General features: G+C 41.1%; 16 protein-coding genes. 13 read left to right on the plus strand and 3 right to left on the minus strand.

The window, feature by feature from the left end; translation table 11 throughout:
- Positions 1–92: 92 nt before the first annotated feature.
- The 3 genes from M1F05_RS06290 to M1F05_RS06300 all read left to right on the plus strand — a co-directional run bounded on the left by M1F05_RS06290 (position 93) and on the right by M1F05_RS06300 (position 1855).
- Positions 93–266 (plus strand): hypothetical protein, encoded by a 174-nt coding sequence (locus M1F05_RS06290; protein WP_206277365.1) that lies wholly within the window; start codon positions 93–95, stop codon positions 264–266.
- A 66-nt stretch (positions 267–332) separates the two neighbouring features.
- A complete protein-coding gene (locus tag M1F05_RS06295) occupies positions 333–1061 on the plus strand; it encodes a Bro-N domain-containing protein (protein ID WP_241098196.1) in 729 nt (242 codons plus the stop codon).
- A gap of 65 nt (positions 1062–1126) precedes the next feature.
- Positions 1127–1855, plus strand: coding sequence for a hypothetical protein (locus M1F05_RS06300; protein WP_318825990.1), 729 nt, complete (start codon positions 1127–1129; stop codon positions 1853–1855).
- A 23-nt stretch (positions 1856–1878) separates the two neighbouring features.
- On the opposite strand, the gene M1F05_RS06305 is transcribed toward M1F05_RS06300, so the two are convergent.
- Positions 1879–2133 (minus strand): Arc family DNA-binding protein, encoded by a 255-nt coding sequence (locus tag M1F05_RS06305; RefSeq protein ID WP_239978629.1) that lies wholly within the window; start codon positions 2131–2133, stop codon positions 1879–1881.
- A gap of 214 nt (positions 2134–2347) precedes the next feature.
- On the opposite strand from M1F05_RS06305, the gene M1F05_RS06310 reads away from it, so the two are divergent.
- From M1F05_RS06310 to M1F05_RS06355, 10 genes are all read left to right on the plus strand, one after another.
- Entirely contained in the window at positions 2348–2905 is a 558-nt protein-coding gene (locus M1F05_RS06310) for a hypothetical protein (protein WP_241541902.1), read from the plus strand.
- Between the two features lie 50 nt (positions 2906–2955).
- On the plus strand, positions 2956–3135 hold the full coding sequence (locus tag M1F05_RS06315; RefSeq protein ID WP_272689849.1) for a hypothetical protein: 180 nt from the start codon (positions 2956–2958) through the stop codon (positions 3133–3135).
- A 7-nt stretch (positions 3136–3142) separates the two neighbouring features.
- Positions 3143–3499, plus strand: a complete 357-nt coding sequence (locus M1F05_RS06320) for a hypothetical protein (protein ID WP_272689850.1) — start codon at positions 3143–3145, stop codon at positions 3497–3499.
- 116 nt (positions 3500–3615) lie between these two features.
- The gene (locus tag M1F05_RS06325; RefSeq protein WP_318825991.1) at positions 3616–4137 is read left to right on the plus strand and encodes a hypothetical protein; all 522 of its coding nucleotides are present in this window, start codon (positions 3616–3618) and stop codon (positions 4135–4137) included.
- Between the two features lie 105 nt (positions 4138–4242).
- Complete coding sequence (locus M1F05_RS06330; protein ID WP_318825992.1) at positions 4243–7692, plus strand: tape measure protein; 3450 nt, start codon at positions 4243–4245, stop codon at positions 7690–7692.
- Positions 7693–7700: 8 nt separating this feature from the next.
- On the plus strand, positions 7701–8186 hold the full coding sequence (locus M1F05_RS06335; RefSeq protein ID WP_318825993.1) for a hypothetical protein: 486 nt from the start codon (positions 7701–7703) through the stop codon (positions 8184–8186).
- Complete coding sequence (locus M1F05_RS06340) at positions 8183–8650, plus strand: DUF1833 family protein (RefSeq protein WP_318825994.1); 468 nt, start codon at positions 8183–8185, stop codon at positions 8648–8650. The genes M1F05_RS06335 and M1F05_RS06340 overlap by 4 nt, the downstream gene beginning before the upstream one ends.
- Positions 8650–9042, plus strand: coding sequence for an NlpC/P60 family protein (locus M1F05_RS06345; RefSeq protein ID WP_206086907.1), 393 nt, complete (start codon positions 8650–8652; stop codon positions 9040–9042). Before M1F05_RS06340 ends, M1F05_RS06345 begins: the two co-directional genes overlap by 1 nt.
- A complete protein-coding gene (locus M1F05_RS06350) occupies positions 9029–11503 on the plus strand; it encodes a host specificity factor TipJ family phage tail protein (RefSeq protein WP_206086908.1) in 2475 nt (824 codons plus the stop codon). The genes M1F05_RS06345 and M1F05_RS06350 overlap by 14 nt, the downstream gene beginning before the upstream one ends.
- Positions 11504–11564: 61 nt before the next feature.
- The gene (locus M1F05_RS06355; protein ID WP_318825995.1) at positions 11565–13631 is read left to right on the plus strand and encodes a hypothetical protein; all 2067 of its coding nucleotides are present in this window, start codon (positions 11565–11567) and stop codon (positions 13629–13631) included.
- Positions 13632–13752: 121 nt separating this feature from the next.
- Here the strand turns inward: M1F05_RS06355 and M1F05_RS06360 are convergent, their stop codons facing one another.
- Together M1F05_RS06360 and M1F05_RS06365 are read right to left on the minus strand one after the other, a co-directional pair.
- Positions 13753–15684 carry a type I secretion system permease/ATPase gene (locus M1F05_RS06360; RefSeq protein WP_206086633.1) on the minus strand — a complete coding sequence of 644 codons (1932 nt, stop codon included), beginning with the start codon at positions 15682–15684 and terminating at the stop codon, positions 13753–13755.
- 3 nt (positions 15685–15687) lie between these two features.
- On the minus strand, positions 15688–17016 hold the full coding sequence (locus M1F05_RS06365; RefSeq protein WP_206086634.1) for an HlyD family type I secretion periplasmic adaptor subunit: 1329 nt from the start codon (positions 17014–17016) through the stop codon (positions 15688–15690).
- Position 17017: the final 1 nt, after the last annotated feature.

Here is a 17017-nt window from a genome sequence, read left to right on the forward strand (position 1 = left end):
TTAAAAACTCATTGACTCATCATAATTATCTAGTATGATAAAAATTCATTGATGAGCGATATAAAATTCAAAAACACATAATGGAGTGAATAATGAAGCAAAATACAGTTAAGAGCAAGCAGATTAGTTACCGCCTACGCCCTGAGGTGGCTGAATTTTTAGAAAGCTACGCAGCGAGAACGCATCGTTCTATACAGGGTATGCTTGATACTATTATGGATAGAGTGATCGATAAGGAACAAAAAGGTGAAAGCATTATTCAATAAAAAGCCCCAATTGCGCGAACAATTGAGGCCAGTTGCCAAATAAACCCATCGAAAGGAATAAGTGACATGAACATTGTAGCTAATAACGATTTAACTTTCCAGAACTTCACATTTAGCCCAGTTGCTGATAATGGGAAAATTTGGTTTACATCAGCGGAGATAGCTAAAGCGTTAAAATACAAAAAGACAGATTCAGTTAGCCAGATTTATGCGCGTAACGCCGATGAGTTCACGGGCTCAATGACAACGACCCTCAAAATGAAGGTCGTTAGAAAAACTGGTGATGTTGAGATGGTTAATCGCCTTTTCTCACTTCGTGGCGCTCACCTGATCGCAATGTTTTCTAACACTCCAGTGGCAAAAAAATTTCGTAAATGGGTGTTGGATATATTAGATCGTGAGGTTGAGTTAGGTAATCATTCACCAGTATTTAATTATCATTACCCAATTGAATCAGCTGATGTTCATAACCGTAAGTTTGATAACGCATGGCTAACACCTAGCAGCTTGATTGATAAAAGAAACCCTGCGCCAGAATTAGATTTGATAGAGCAATTAGAGCGTGATGGCTTTGATGTTACTGGAGCAAAAGTTCGGATTCATGCATTACACAACAGCGCTAAACAGGCAGTACAAATTGAAGAGCTGTTTGTGGATACAAAGAAAATGCTACACCGATTGAAAGATAGCTTTGATGTTGGCTCAAGACTAGGAGGTGCAAACGTAGTATTTGAAGGTAAAGACAAAGGAGTGATGATTAGTGGAAACAAAAAAAGAAATATCGGGTGTCATTAAAACAGAAAAGCCAGCAGGTGCGAACTGTTGGCTATTTCCCAAACTAAACCATACGGAGGAGTTTCATGAGTGAAATTACTTTAGCAAATAGTTTTAACGCTGTCACGAACAAAACCATTGATACCCAAAAGCTATTGTCAATGGTTAATATGGCTCGCAAGTCATGCGGTGAAAATCAAATTCGTAATAACGTATTGATTGACAGAGTAAAAGATGAATTAGAAGGTGAGTACTACAAAATTTTTGTAGTTCAAAAACCAAACAATACTAACTCTGAAATAATTGAAATGGATATCAAGCAAGCACTTCGTGTTGCTGCAAGAGAGTCTAAAGCTGTTCGTCGTGTATTGGTGGATAAATTAGAGTCAATGCACGTTGCCGCGCAAAAGGGTGGAAAAAGTCAATCTGGTCTACCTGAATATCGCCAAGCCAGAACGCTGAAAATGTCGGTTGATGCAATCACAAACCTATTTGACTTGATGCCTAACCTAAGTAATGAAGCCAAGCAGTGTGCAGCGGCTAATATTGTTAATCCGATTGTAGGATTTGAAGCTGTGCCGTTGCCAGTTCTTGAGCAAAAGTATTACAGCGCTGGTGAGGTGGGAGAAATGCTAGAAGTCTCAGCAAATAAAATTGGACGAATCGCCAACAAGAACGGATTGAAAACGGATGAATTCGGAAAGTTCTTCTTAGACAAGTCGGCTCATTCATCAAAGCAGGTTGAAGCATTCCGCTACAATGATAATGGAATTAGTGCGTTACGCCACATCATCCACGGGAAGGAAGTAGCCTAAAATAAATAACGCCACGGATGGCGTTACTTGTCTCTATAGAACTCAGTTAGTTTTGAGAATACCAAACTTTTTATTTCCTTGGCGCAAGCATCAGCCTTTCTCTCTGCTTCGTCGTGGTATTCTGAAAACTGATGGCTATTGGAAAATGAATCTTCTAGCGTATGCAGTATTTCAGCGTTAATAGAACGATTATTATTCTTGGCTCTTTGCTTTATTTTTGCATGAATTTCATATGGTAACCGTAAATGAAATTGAACCTCGCTATAGTCTCTGCTCATAAAACGACCCATCCATTAAATAAGATGAGCTATCGTAATTCTTGCTGTATAGATGAACAATAGTACCGTTTTGGTACGTTATTATTATGTTTTTAAATAGATACAATAATATCAAACTGTAAATAAGATCAGTAACGCCAAACTTAAATTAGTTGATATCATCTCTCTATGAATAGCAGTTACCATGATAATAGCTGAGAGAATATTTTAGAGTATGGATTTAATTGGTTACCACGGCACATCCGCAGAAAATGAAAGCTCAATTGTTAGTGGTAACTTCAACGTTAGTGCAAACGACGATGAGTGGCTAGGTACTGGAGCTTATTTCTTTATTCATGGAATAAGCGATCCAGAAGATGACGCGAGACGATGGGCTGTGGTGCAAGCGTATGACAACAAGAAAAAACAAAATAAATATGATAAGTATGTTGTCTTGAAGGCTGAGATAAGTGTTGATTCTGCTCTTGAGCTAGATACTAACGAAGGCTTGAATGCTTTCAATTCATACAGGGATGGCATAATTGAGTTAATGAGAAGGAACAGGCTAAAGCTAAACAAAAGCTTACTCCAAAATGATTGTTTAATCTGTAACCTTCTTATGGATAAATCTGGTTTTGATGCCATAATAAGAAAAGAGTTTATAAAATTTGATTCCTATATTAGAAAAATTAGGTATCAATCAAGGATTCCAAATTGTAGGATAATGAGCGTTAGAAATCCAAATACATCAGTACATAATAGCATTCAGGTTACTAAGAGAGGTGACGTATGAGAAAAACACAACTACAAATAGTTAATGAGTCACTTCTAGAGCTTAATAAAATGAGTACTGAGGAGTTAATTTCTACGCTAGCTAAGGCGGGTTTAGTAGATGAGAACGACCCTTACGATAATCACTATGCGTTTAGTTTTTCATCGGCAAATGATAAAGCTGAGGGTGAGTCTAACTTGTGGGTCGAGTGCGTGACTTGTAGTCATCACTCTGCTAGCTTTGCATTCTGAGGTTTTAATGGTCTTTAATATTATCAATACAAATGTGACAGAAATAACGCTTGAGCAAACACCAGATAGCGATAAGAATAGCATATCAATGACAAGCTATTACTTCTATGACCAAAAAGAAAAAAAGAATGTTAAGGCATCGATGGATGTGGCTCTTTGTATTGCTAACAAATTGAAATTAACATTTAAGTATAATTTCTTTTTTAAGTTTGAAGACGAAATTATTAATGAAAATCTTCAGGATTTTATGGATGAGATTGATTTTCATGGGATAGCTTACCCGTACATAAGAACTTACGCGGTCAACTTACTGAATATGTCAGGGCATTATATAACTAACCCACCTATAATTCCCGAGTTCTAATACCAACAACCCACTCCGGTGGGTTTTTTATTGCCTGAAATCTGCATTTTCCCTTTTGCTTCAATTTGCACTCCCGCTAAGCTAACATTACTGAAACTAATTGATGGGATGGTGAGATGAACAAGATTATAGGTTTGTTTGCGTTTGTAGTTTTCTGTGTTACTGCCTACTTTGCATTTAGGGAGCCTGTTTCATTATTTATTATTGTTCCTGCATGTATATTTCTTGGTGCCAAATCGGATGTTTTAGGCGTTAAAGTATCATCTGTTGGGGTAATAGTTGTCTGTGTGGTGGCGCTTTTTTGGGTTAACTCAAAGGCTCCTATCTTTGGTGAGCGCTACGAAAATAAATTAGCTATTGAAAGATATAAAGATGCGGAGAGACAAGAAAAAATAGAAGAAATGAATCGCGTGTCATTAGGAGAAAATAAGCTAAAGGATTCATTAAAGGACCCATCATCCGCAGAAATAAAAAACAGCCGTTCTGGTAAATCAGGAGTTACATGTGGTGAGGTAAATGCTAAAAACAGCTTTGGAGCGTTTACTGGCTATAAAAACTTCATACAAGTCGGCTCAACTACTTTAATAGATGATGGTTCTTCTGAGTTCACAAAAGAATGGAATGAGATGTGTCGGTAATTAAACTTTAACTTTACAGGCCCTGCTTAATAGCGGGGCTTTTTATTTTAGCTAAAGGCCTATGTATTAATTTGCATGGGCTTTCTTTTTTTAAAGAGGTTAACAATGACGCTCAATGCTGGTTCAGTAGAATTTATTATTAAAGCAGATACTGAAGCTCTGCTAGTTGCAAATAAGCAAGTGGAAAGAAGCTTAAGCGATCTCGACTCGGGATTTAATAAAACATCTAAATCTGTTGAGAAAACAGAAAAATCAATGCTTTCTCTATCTAAAGCAGCGGCAGCTGTAGCCTCTGCTTTATCCATAGGTGTAGTTGTTAGCGCGGTGGATGAGTGGGGGCAAGTAGCAGCTCGAATAAAAATGGCTTTGAAGTCTGTAGAGGGGGATGTTGAGAAATACGCCGCCATACAGGAGCGTTTTTTAGAAATAAGTAATCGAAATGGTAAGGCTGTTGAAATAACTCAATTGTTGTATGTAGAAGCCGCAATATCCATGCAAGAGCTTGGTTACAACACCGAGCAAACAGTTGATTACATTGAGTCTCTATCATCGGCGTTAACTGCAAATGCCACTAGTGCAAACCAAACACAATCAATGTTAAATGCGCTTAGTAAATCAATGGTGTCTGGAAAAGTTGCTGGAGAAAACTGGAACTCAATTATGAATGCGACCCCAACATTGATCGGGGATATCGCTAAGCAATTATCTGTAATGCGTGGCGGGGTAAAAGTTACAGAGCAAGATGTTAAAAAGCTAGCCGCTGAAGGGAAAATATCATTCCAACTATTTGCCGATGCGATCATTAAAGCTAGAGATGCAAATAATGCAATGGCCGACTCAATGGATAACACTGTCGCCGATGGGTTCACGAAATTAACAAACTCAGCAAAGGCTTATTATGGCGAGCTAAATCAGACGTTAGGCATAACAAGAAGTATTTCGGCTGGATTTGCTGTACTAACTGAGAACTTTGATAAGGTCTCTACCGCCGCAATGGCTCTAGCCGCTGTTATGGGTGCGAGAATGGCAGGCGCTATGAGTAACTCTGTTAAGGCTAAAATTGCCGATGTTGCCGCAAGTACAGCCCAAGCCAAGGCAACTCACCAAGCGGCACTAGCTGAACAATATGCAGCAACTGCAACAGTGAAGAAAACACTAGCCGATAAGGCTGCCGCTGCATCTTCATTAGCTCTTGCTCAGGCTGAATATAATGTAGCTAAAGGAACAAATGCCGAGGTTACAGCGCTAGAAAACTTAATAGCCAAAAAGACAATTGCTAGGAATGCGTCATTAGCTCACGCGCAATCATTAAAGGCTGAGACTGTAGCAATAACTACAACTGGTAACGCTGCAAGAGCTGCGAACGTTGGACTGACAGCTTTAAGGGCTGGATTGGCATTGATTGGTGGGCCAATGGGCGCAGCCATGATCGCCGCTGGTGCTGTATTCTATTTTTACCAAAAAAGCCAAGAAGCAAAAGAGGAAGCATTGGCATTTGCTGATTCTATCGAAGAGTTAAAAAATAGAATGAAAGAGCTATCCGCTGTAGCGCTAGAAGCGGAAATGGCTAAAGCCAGAAGATCAATTAACGAGCAAAAGGACGTAATAAAAGAATTAGAAAGTGAAATAGAGATGCTGAAAACATCTTACAAACTAACATCTGAAAGCATGGCGCTGTTTTTAGATAAAGAAAAGAAACTAAGTGAGATAAGTGATGATCTAAAAATAAAAGTAAATGACCTAGAAGAGAAGAAAGCTAGATTAGCTGAAACGATCGGGTTTGTATCTAAAGCAACCGAAGAAATGAATGCAAGGCTTGATGATGCTTCAAAAATGTTCGGTGGAGCTACCAACGGTGCTGATAAGCTAGGTAATGCAGTTCAATGGATGGGGCAAAAAATAAAAGAAGCTGCGGATGCTCAGCGTGCTCTCAATGAAGCGCAAAAGGAAGCGCCAAAAACCGATGAAGGTGCAAAAGCAATACTGTCTTTGAAAGAACAGAATGAGTTACTAAAAATCAAAGATAAGCGGCAAAGAGCCATTAGAAAAGCTGAAATGGAAGCTGGCAAGCTAACGCAAAATAAAGGTCAGGCGGATGAGTTAATAGCAGAAGCTACAGCCTTTTATGATTTAACTGAAGCAGACAGAGAAAGAGAAAAACAGTCCAAATCATCATCTAAAACCACAGATACAGTAACGGAAGCAATTAAACGCCAAATAGCCGAAATCGAACGCCTTAATAAAGGCTATGAAGAAGGCTCTAAGAAGTTAGCGCAGTATGATGCTGGAAAGGCATTAGGTGATAAGGCAAGTCCTGAGCAGATAGCAGAAGCGGAGCGTTTAGCAGGTGAGTTGTACGATATCCAGCAACGATTAGCAGACAAACGAGCCGCGCTAGAAGCAAATGTGATCGCCAAGGCTGAGATGTTGAAAACTGATGAACTAGCGCAGATAGAAAGACAACTGAAAGCGGGTGATATTTCCTTTGAAGAGTCACAGCGCCGCAGGTTAGAAATCGCGTCTGAATATGCCACTAAAATTGCAGAGGCAACAGCTAATAACATTATCACACCAATAGCAGATAACCGCGCTAAGTTCGACCCAGTACAAGCATTACAAAACGAAAATACCCGCAAACTCGCCTTGATGAGAGAGTATTACAATCAAGAGCAGCAGTTACTAGATGACTCCTACGCTAAACAGCAAATGTCGCATGAGCAATTTACAGCAGCAAAACAAGCTACTGACATGCAGTATAGAGCGCTTATTACAGCAATGGATAATCAGTACCAACAACAGCAAACAGCCGCACAATGGGAGCTAATGAGGAATCAATCATTAAGCTACGAAATGCTAGCGTCTGCGGTCGATTCGTTCGCGGGCAATGCATCCAATGTAATGACAGGGTTAATGACGGGCACTATGTCGGCAGCTGATGCCATGCGCTCATTGGGTAACACGATTCTAAACAGTGTCGTTAACTCAATCGTGCAGGTCGGCGTTGAAATGCTGAAAAACTTCATCATCAGTAAAACGATGGGAGTAGCAGCACAAACAGCGAACGCAGCGGCAGCAGTAGCAGGTGGTGCGGCAGCGTTGGCAGCTTGGACACCTGCGGCAATAGCGGCATCTATCGCAACAGGTGGGGCAGCGGCAGGTAGCGGATTAGCTTCTTTCCAATCGTCAATGTTAGCTGGTCAATCGATGTCATTACTCGGCGGTCGTCGCTACGGCGGTAACGTATCAGGCGGCAATCCATACCGTATTAATGAATCGGGTGAATCTGAGATATTCCAGACTTACGACGGGAAACAGGCTTTCATTCCGAATAAGTCAGGGAAGGTTATTCCTGCGGATAAGGCGGGCGGTAACAAAAATATCAATGTGAGCATTATATTTAATGACCATTCATCAGGTAATCACCGCTTTGAAGCCGAAGCAACACAAAATGGCGACACATTGACAGTTCAAGCGTTTCTAACTGACATGCATGAGAAGGGGCCTATGCATCGCTCGATAATTCAAAATACCACAGCAACAACCAGACTCGGATAGAGGTAACGATGGACGAAATTATTGATTACCCTCGCGGTATGCCATTGCCGATTAGGGCAGACAAAAACATGACCATCGACACGGGATTTAGGACTGACCAGCCACAAGTTGGCGCTCCTATTTTCCAACCTTTGACGGATGATTTAAAAACCGTTTGGAGTGTGCGGTGGGTATTGAGGCGAGAGCAGGAAAGGCGCTTTGCTCAATGGCTACGAAGTCCTAACTATCTTGATAATGGTAAGCGCTGGTTTCGGATGGAGATTGATTTGGGCGGTAGTGGACTACAGGAGCAAATAGTTCACTTCGTTCAAATGCCAGTGCAAACCTCGATAGTTGCTGGCGTGGTGACGTGGACGGGAAGCATTATTTGCCGAAAACTGAACAATACAGATGACGAGTTTGGCGATTTAATCGTAGAGATACCGCCAAGGGATTGGGGCTTGCTCGATATCGTCATCACCGAGCGACTGCCTAGATGTAAGGGGGGAGAATGAAGCTAAGAGAGTACCGAGCGCAACGACCGATGCGCACATTCTACGAGACCATTCAATTCTATCACCCATCATTCGGAAACATTCATTTAGTCAGCTTGCAGATAGAGCCTAAAGTCTTAGGCGGTGTTGAGTATCAGCCGTGTAACTTTGAACTCACTGAAAGCCAGCAAAGCAAAACGCCGATTATCGATGCCTCTGTTAAGTTTAGTCGAGTAGCGCAGGACTTTAAGCAGCAGCTCAAGTTATGGCGGTCAAACACTCGAATGAAGCCAATTATCGCAACGTTTAGATTGTTTGATTCAGCCGACAAAGATAACCCGATAAGCGAATGGTCGCTGTACGTGAAAGACTGTTCACTTGATGCGGAGTCGGTCACTGTTACGCTGTCGATGAATAACCCTCTGAATAAAAACGTTGGCAGAATATACACGATGGAAGAATTCACAGGCTTGGAGACTGTTTAATGACGAAATTAGAGTTTATTAATCAGATGATTGGCAAGCCATGGAAGAATCGTGCGTGTACTTTAAATGAGTGCGATTGCTGGGGTCTTGTCGTGTTGTATTTTAGGTACGTACTAGGTACGGAAATTCATCATGACGCTGGCTACGAATCTGACCATGACTTTGTAACTTGCTATGAGAATGAAGTCGAATTCTGGCAGCGCAACGAGCATCCAGTAGATGATGGGATATTCATTGGTTATCGCGGCTCTCAGCCAGCTCACATAGGGTTAGTTATCGATGGTAATGCATTCCATAGTCGCGGCGAGAATGGGGCTGTAAGAATGGATAGGCTCATTGTGCTTGAGAAGAAATTCACGAAATTGGAGTTTATGAAATATGCCGATAGTTGAAATTCAGCGAATAGCGGGAACACCTAAAGAAAGAGTCGATTTAAAAGTCGGCTCTTTTTTTTATAGCGATTTTCTAGTGCATCAGCAGTTGCATAGTGATGTTCTGATTATCGTTAACGGTCGTGAGCTGCAAGAAGATGACGAGTTAGATTTCGAGATAACACCGACTCACTATATTCAAGTGTTAGACCAGCCGAAAGGGGTTATCGGCGATATCTTAAACCCAGTGTTTAACCTTGTAACGAAAGTATTCTCGTTTCTTGCGCCAAAAACACCGTCATTTTCTGCGGCTGAGTCGAATGTTAAAGATAGTCCTAACAACCGACTCACAGGGCAAACAAACGTTGCAAGGGCGTATCAGGCAAGGCCAGAGATTCACGGGCAAGTAAGGGCGTTTCCTGACCTCATTCAGCAGTCAATGTTTGAGTACAACAACAACCTAAAAACCGTAACTGAGTGGCTAAACATCGGTATTGGCGAATATAAAACGGAAAGTATCCGATTTGCTGAGTCTGATTTTACCGCAATGGCTGGGGCGAGCTACAAGATATACAAGCCCAAGGAAGTTATCCCACTGATTAACGAGGGGTTCGAGTTTCCCGACATCGACGGGCAAGAATTGCCGGGGCCTAACGAAAGTAAAGATATCCCACAACAAACAGCGACAGCAAATGAAGTGGTTTCAGGTGAGATAAAAGGTGGCGAAGCAGCGATAAAAATCGTTAAACAAGATGAGTTTGAGTACTTCTACGAACTGACAAAGCCGCGCTCTATCTCAATGATAGTGAATGTAAGTTACGACACGCCGCAGGGTTCGGTAACTAAAGATGTGAAAATTGACGCTCAATTAGTTGATGCAAAAGAGAGTGACGATGGTTCATTAATTAACCCTGTTGAGTATTACGAATTCTTCTTTACTAACCTAAGCGGAACTGATTTAGCGCAACTTCCACCTAATGCAGTAGTGAACACAACGAAATTCATTCTGTATGACAATCAGTTTTTAACAGTGGGCCCGTTCTTTTCCCCTGTTGATGGTGACCAAATGTGGATCCACTTACAAGCGCAACTTGGTGGCGGTGATAACTGCAATGCAACTGTCGAAATCTGGAAGATAAATACGGATAACGAGGAAATAGCTGGCACTCGTCAAAGCTTCAATACTGCGCTAAGCGCTAACAATGGTGCACGAGTTTATTACAAAACTGACAAAGTAACGCTTAATTCAGGCCGCGGGCGTTACGCTGTACAGCTCACTCGACGCAATAACAGTAGCGACCAAAGTATCATGAAAATCGAAAACGCTCACATTGTCCGAGTTCGTGAGAATGTTGTTTTTGAGAATGACACGATTGTTAATGTGTCAGTGAGGGCAACGGAAGCGCCAACGGGAGCAAGAGAGCGCAAATACAATTTGTTGGCCACACGCATGCACATTTCGTATGACCGAGTATCAAAGCAAGTTGATTATACGCTCAGGCCATCACGAAGTTTTGCTGATGCCGTGCTGCACACTTGGCTAATCACCGCAGGGGAAAGCGAGAAGAATATCGATATTGACGGGTTATATCGAATTAACGATAGCTTGCCAGATGAACGACTGGGATATTTTGATTACACCTTTGACGATGAAGATATCTCTTTAGGCCAACGCATCGAAACTATCTGTAACGCAGCAAGAGTAACGGCTTATTTTGATAATGCCGTGCTTACATTTTCGCGTGAACAATCTAGCGAATTCCCAATGACCACCTTCAATCGCTCGAACATCACAGGTAACGACATGAAGATATCATATGACATGTCAATGCCAAGTGGGTATGACGGGATTGAATTGGAGTATGTCGAACCGGTTCGCAATAAGAAAGACTATATCCGCTTTCGAGTTGATGAAAACGGCATTACCGAAGGGTTATCACGCACGCCGAATAAGATAGTTTTGCAAGGCTGTAGGAACCGCTATCAAGCAATGGACAGGGCGCTACTCGAAGCTAATCGACTTATTCACCAGCGAACAAGTATCAGTCTGACAACGCTTGCGGACGGCGGGAATGTGTACCCATCAGATATGGTGCTTATAGCTGACACTTACGACTCCAATCAGCAAGCTGGTTACATCACCGAGAGAAAAGGAGAGGTATTCACAACCAGTGAGAAAATCAAATTCGATGAAGAAGTGTGGGTATATCTCACAGATAGCATGGGTTACACAACGCAGAAATTCAAAGCAGAGTCACGCGCAGACACTGAATTCGGCTTTATCGCCAGTGTGCCAGAAGATATCGAGCTCAATTTCTACGATGGATATAACAAACAAGTTGCATCACGTTACATCATTGCCACTTCAGATGAGTTAGAAATGACTAAATGGATAATCACGGACAAACGCCCACTCGGTGGCGAACGCTACACAATAACCGCAACCGAATATTTCGACGCAAAACCAGACTATAACGCATAACAGCAATCATTAACCAACAAGCCAGCCATCAGAGCTGGCTTTTTTATTGGAAAAAATAAGCATGAGACAAAATGTAAAGCCAACACAAGAGCCAGTTCCAAGTAGTGATATCAAAAACCTTTTCTTTAACTCTGGATTATTAGATATATGGGCCACATCACTAAAACATAAATATATTGACCGCTTTGGAAATTGTCATTTAACGGCGGCAGGTATGGAGTGGTTATTCAAGGAGTTAGTCGAGAAATTCAAAGTCGACATGAATACCGCGATTGTCGCCGCTGGTTATATTACGATTGACAGCTTCCAGCAGGGTGCTGATTTACCGAATAATGAATTAACTCAACGCAATCACATACTGCGTGATGAAATCACAGGAGAATATTACCGCTGGGATGGCGATTTACCTAAGCGAGTACCAGCAGGATCAACTCAGCAATCAACTGGCGGTATTGGTAAAGGAGCTTGGGTTAGTGTTGGTGATGCGAGTTTGCGTAGTGATATTAAATTAAATTCAGGCGCATCAATGATTGGCTCATCGACTGGTGAGAATATAGAGGTTAGGCTGAATGCTGCTGAAAATTCAGCTGACTTAGCAAGAAAAGGAAGAAACCCAAAGTTTGTGAAAATTAAACACATCATTAGCTTTGAAGAGCAGGGATATCAATCAATAGTTAACCAACATGCTTATACATTATTTGGTCAGCAGGGAATGTTTGTAGATACGATAGATAGCAAGTTGTATTTATCATATCAAACCATTGGCGGAGAAGGTGATTACTTAAACAAAACATGGGTGATAGTTTTCGATTGGAAAACAGGGAAGAGATTACTAAGACTTTGCACTGATACAAGGAGTGCCCCAGAGGGTATTTCAGTTATACATGACGGGAATAATAGAATACTGTTATTGCCCAATCATGAAAACTATACAACTCGGAAATACATCATAAATGACAGCACTCAAGATATGTCGTACTTGGTGAGGTCTGAATCTTTCCCTACGGGTGCGAGATACCAATTCGGGCATTACGGTGACAAGATTGCATTCAATAGAGATATCAGTCAGGGGACAGGGATAGATGATGATAATGCTAATCGTGTAGATATTTATCCTGTTAGTCAATTTATTTCTGGTTCTGAGTTAAAGAAAATTTCGTCATTAAGCATTGATAGTATGATATCAGGTCGCGGCGGGATGAAGCCTAAAAGGCAAGGTTTGACGCTCGGAGATAACTGTATTGTGACATCATGTGGTGGAGATACAAGCACAACTGCAAGTAAGTCAGACGGCATGTATGGATTTATGAAGTTTAATTTCGACGGTTCATTAGCTGTGGATGGACTGTTTGACCCTGCTGACTTTAGAAATGAAATGATGAACGCAGGATATCCAGACATACGAACAATGGAGAATGAGGGGTGCTGTGTTACAAATGAAAACGGTATCGCTGAAATATACTCATGTTCTCTGTCTGTTTTGCGGGGCGGTAATTATCAAAATCGAGTGTGTATCATCATTCAGCATAACTGTGAGTATGATGATGAGACATTAGACTTATCAAACATAACGAGCTCATTCAATCAATTCTATAATGACTTTCCGACTCGAATACACACACTGACAGCAGACAACCCACGAAGCAATGAACAATTTCAAAACGCAGGGGAAGTGTGCGAGTACATGCGCTCACTCGGCGTATCAACATACACGCTGACAACACAAAGCAATTTTAATGTTGATGTTGATGCTGTGATAGTTGTGCCAAGCAAGACGACAATCACAATAGAAAGTATTGACCACAATATTTTCAGAGTTCGGTGGAGTTTGACAAGCGGGTGGCAAGGGGATATTCGCTTATATAAAAGCGAGTTATATAAATTAACTGAGAACTCATATAATAGTTTGCGAAATGAATCACTACCCGTGTTTTCAGGGAGTCAAAGCATAGGTGTTGTAAATTGTCCAACATGGTCGCCAGTTGGTACAGGGAATGGCTTTCTTTTTGAATCTGGTTATAACCAAAACAGGGTCGGGCAGTTATTTATTTCTTCAACAGGTGAAATGTATTCGAGATTCGCGACATTTGAGAGTAGGAACACAACAACCGGATGGAAGAAATATTGATTCTCTTGACCGTGCCGAGCTGTGCCGAAATTGTGACACAAAAATGATATGAATGGGTAAAAATAGGCAAAAAAAAGCAAATCGCAAAAATGCTGGCTGGCTTGTAGTGCGGCTTTGCTAGCTATAAATCGTTAATCAATATTTGCACATCCTGTGACTCATAATCGAGAGCCGAAGTGGCTTCATCAAGAATTAAAATATCTGGTTCAGTCAGCAAAGCGCGGGCCAAGGCAATTCGTTGGCGCTGCCCCCCAGAAAGGTTCAACCCTTTTTCTGCTAAGGCTGAATTGAAGTTATCTGGTAAAGACATAATGAAATCATAGGCACCCGCGAGTTTTGCCGCTTGGATCACTTTTTCATCTGATGCTTGGGGGGCACTTAAGCGAATGTTATCAGCAATACTTCCAACAAATAGTGTACTTTCTTGTAAAACCACACTCATTTTTCGGCGCAGTGATACTGTATCTGCGACAGCTAAATCCATTCCATCTACAATAACTTGACCATGCTGTGGTACATAAAGCCGCTGTAAGAGCTTAGTTAACGTACTTTTCCCTGAGCCTGAAGGGCCAGTAATACCAATAAACTCGCCTGCTTTAACCGACAACGAGAGATTATTGAGAACCTCAGGCGTATCGGCCTGATAACGAAATCGAATATTTTGAAACTCGATTTGCCCCTGAATAGCGGAAGAACTTGAAATACCTTTTCGTTCATTTTCTACTGGTTTATCAAGAATATCACCGACACGACGAAGGGAGACTATAGTATGTTGAAAATCCTGCCAAACTTGTGCAAATCGAAGAACAGGCTGAGTCACATGTGCACTTAGCATATTAAATGCCACTAATTCACCAGGGGTTATTCCTCCGTTTAAAACTTCTTTAACACCGACCCACAATAGGATTGCGGTGGTGATTTTACTCACTAGGGTCATCAATTGTGTTGCAATTTCACTGCGCATAGAGACTTTGAAGTTTTGCTGTAATTGCTTACTGAATATTTTTTCCCAACGGTTATTAAAATATTTCTCTGTCGCAGTGGTTTTAATAGTTTCAATCCCCGTAATACTTTCGGTGAGAAATGTCAGCCCATTTTCATCTGCTTGGTAGGATTTTTCAGTTTGCTGGCGGATCATGGGGCCTAAAGCCATCCATAAAATAAAAAATACCCCCATTGAACCCAGTAAAATCCAAGACATCACACTGCTATAGGAAAATAAGACGGCGATAAATAAGATCACAAAGATAAAATCAATAAACAGCATTAACGTAGAGCCAGTTAAAAACTGCCTGATATGTGCGAGTTCACGGATCCGCGCAATAATTTTCCCCGTTGGACGTAGTTTAAAATAATTGAGCGGCAGTGCCATTAAATGGCGATAAATTTTCCCAGATAGTTCAGCGCTAATCTGGCTACTGGTATGGCTGAAAATTTTATTGCGAATAAAGCCGTACAGAGGTTCAGCAATGGCAATCGCAAAGATAGCTAACGCAATGATATGCAGATTAGAGAGGCTTCGCCCCACTAAAACCTTATCAATCAAGTTTTGAAATAATAAAGGACTCACTAATGCAAAGAGTTGAATTACTGCAGAAAGAATAAAAATATTCCGTAATTTCGCCGTCTGCCGCATGATAGAGGGAATGAACCAGCTAAAGCCGAATGCTTTTTTTTGTTCAGGTTCCAATTGCTCTTTGAATAACAAAATATCGAGTTCAGTATGCTGCTCAACCCCAGCGTCTAAAATTGCGTGCTGCTGATTACCTACAGGGTCAATTAGGATCAGCTCTTTTTCTCGATGTAACACTTGCCAAGTTCCCTTTATATAAGCAAGTGCGGGGAGGGGAATATGTTCGAGTTTTGAATACGGCAAAGCAACCAGTTCTGTTTCATACCCTAACATATGGGCACATTCCCGCATCTCCCAATCTGTTGGGGAGGTGTTTTGCATTCCAATCGCATGCCTAAGTTGATCAGCAGAGACATTTTTATGGTAATAATTTGCCATCCAAACTAAAGCATCTAAGCCATGGTTATTGATTTGTTCCATTGATTATTTTTCTCTCATCGCGTTAGAGGTATATTCATTAATAGGGCTAAGTAGGTAATCAATAATTCGGCGTTTATTCGTTTTTATTTCAGCTACGATGGAAAGCCCAGGGGTGAGTTCGATGTTTTCACCATCAACGAATAGTTCTTTTTTGTTAAGCCCTATTTGGCCGAGAAAAACTAACCCAAGGTTTTCGTCTTGGGTGCTATCGCGTGAAACAGAGATAATTTCACCTTCAATGGTGCCATAACGGGTGTAAGGGAAGGCGTCAATTTTGACATCGGCTTTCAAACCTTCGTGAATAAAGCCAATATCTTTATTTAAGATTTTTATTTCGGCGAGTTGGACATGGCTATTTGGCACGATCACCATGAGTTGTTGAGCGGGTTGAAGTACGGCGCCAAGGGTATAAGTGGCAAGTTGTTGAACGGTACCATCAACAGGCGCTCGAATAACTTCTAATTGGTTCCTTTCTTGGTTTTTCAATAACTCTTGTTGGAGTGAAACTTGTTTAAACACCGCTTGTTTGTATTTATCATCCCATTCTTGTTTTTTTTGCGCCTTGATTCTGTCTTGTCTTTCGACTAATGCATGGTGCTGAGCGAGTAGTGTAGAGAGCTCAGATTGCTTAGTGATTTTTTCTTTTTTTGCAATTAAGAGCTCCCGCTCTTGTTCTAAAAACTCTTTTTGGCTAATCAACTGTTTTTGAGTCAATGAATGGTGTGCATCAAGGCGTTTTTTAATATTACTTATCAATGCATTAATTGAATTCAACTCATTTCTTCTAGCTTGTTGATTAACAACATTAAGCTGCATTTCATTGCTAATTTCATTAATGAGTGACTCAAATTCAGCTTGTTGAGTTTGATAACTTGCCAACGCACTTTTTTGCTCGGTGCCTGTTAATTGATTAAACGGCGGTAATTTAGCAATGGGTTGTTGGGACAACAAAGCTTGATGAATTAAAGCCTCTGCCACGTGAAAACTATGTTGATAGTTTAGGCTCAGAATATCTTGATCAACACCGAGTACATTAACGGTTAATAATGGATCGCCTTGTTTGACACTCTGACCATCCTCGACATGAATATGCTGTAGGCGACTTAATTCAAATGCTTGAATTAATTGTGTACGGCCAGAAACAATCAATTTTCCCTGTGCGGTGGCTTGAATATCTAACTTGCCAAAATATGACCAAGCTACGGCAATAAAAATACCAAAGCTAATGCTTATCGCGACATACATGGCTAAATATGAAGGTGGTGTTTTTAAAATAGCCAAGTGCGAAGGTAAAAAACTGTTATAACGGTTTCGTTCTAATCGATGTTTCATG

Source organism: Providencia sp. PROV252, assembly GCF_033676005.1.
Classification (GTDB): domain Bacteria; phylum Pseudomonadota; class Gammaproteobacteria; order Enterobacterales; family Enterobacteriaceae; genus Providencia; species Providencia vermicola.

Bases quoted from the DNA above. Each gene is read 5' to 3' on its own strand.
- M1F05_RS06290 (WP_206277365.1), top strand. From the start codon at position 93: ATGAAGCAAAATACAGTTAAGAGCAAGCAGATTAGTTACCGCCTACGC.
- M1F05_RS06295 (WP_241098196.1), top strand. From the start codon at position 333: ATGAACATTGTAGCTAATAACGATTTAACTTTCCAGAACTTCACATTT.
- M1F05_RS06300 (WP_318825990.1), top strand. From the start codon at position 1,127: ATGAGTGAAATTACTTTAGCAAATAGTTTTAACGCTGTCACGAACAAA.
- M1F05_RS06305 (WP_239978629.1), bottom strand. From the start codon at position 2,133: ATGAGCAGAGACTATAGCGAGGTTCAATTTCATTTACGGTTACCATAT.
- M1F05_RS06310 (WP_241541902.1), top strand. From the start codon at position 2,348: ATGGATTTAATTGGTTACCACGGCACATCCGCAGAAAATGAAAGCTCA.
- M1F05_RS06315 (WP_272689849.1), top strand. From the start codon at position 2,956: ATGAGTACTGAGGAGTTAATTTCTACGCTAGCTAAGGCGGGTTTAGTA.
- M1F05_RS06320 (WP_272689850.1), top strand. From the start codon at position 3,143: ATGGTCTTTAATATTATCAATACAAATGTGACAGAAATAACGCTTGAG.
- M1F05_RS06325 (WP_318825991.1), top strand. From the start codon at position 3,616: ATGAACAAGATTATAGGTTTGTTTGCGTTTGTAGTTTTCTGTGTTACT.
- M1F05_RS06330 (WP_318825992.1), top strand. From the start codon at position 4,243: ATGACGCTCAATGCTGGTTCAGTAGAATTTATTATTAAAGCAGATACT.
- M1F05_RS06335 (WP_318825993.1), top strand. From the start codon at position 7,701: ATGGACGAAATTATTGATTACCCTCGCGGTATGCCATTGCCGATTAGG.
- M1F05_RS06340 (WP_318825994.1), top strand. From the start codon at position 8,183: ATGAAGCTAAGAGAGTACCGAGCGCAACGACCGATGCGCACATTCTAC.
- M1F05_RS06345 (WP_206086907.1), top strand. From the start codon at position 8,650: ATGACGAAATTAGAGTTTATTAATCAGATGATTGGCAAGCCATGGAAG.
- M1F05_RS06350 (WP_206086908.1), top strand. From the start codon at position 9,029: ATGCCGATAGTTGAAATTCAGCGAATAGCGGGAACACCTAAAGAAAGA.
- M1F05_RS06355 (WP_318825995.1), top strand. From the start codon at position 11,565: ATGAGACAAAATGTAAAGCCAACACAAGAGCCAGTTCCAAGTAGTGAT.
- M1F05_RS06360 (WP_206086633.1), bottom strand. From the start codon at position 15,684: ATGGAACAAATCAATAACCATGGCTTAGATGCTTTAGTTTGGATGGCA.
- M1F05_RS06365 (WP_206086634.1), bottom strand. From the start codon at position 17,016: ATGAAACATCGATTAGAACGAAACCGTTATAACAGTTTTTTACCTTCG.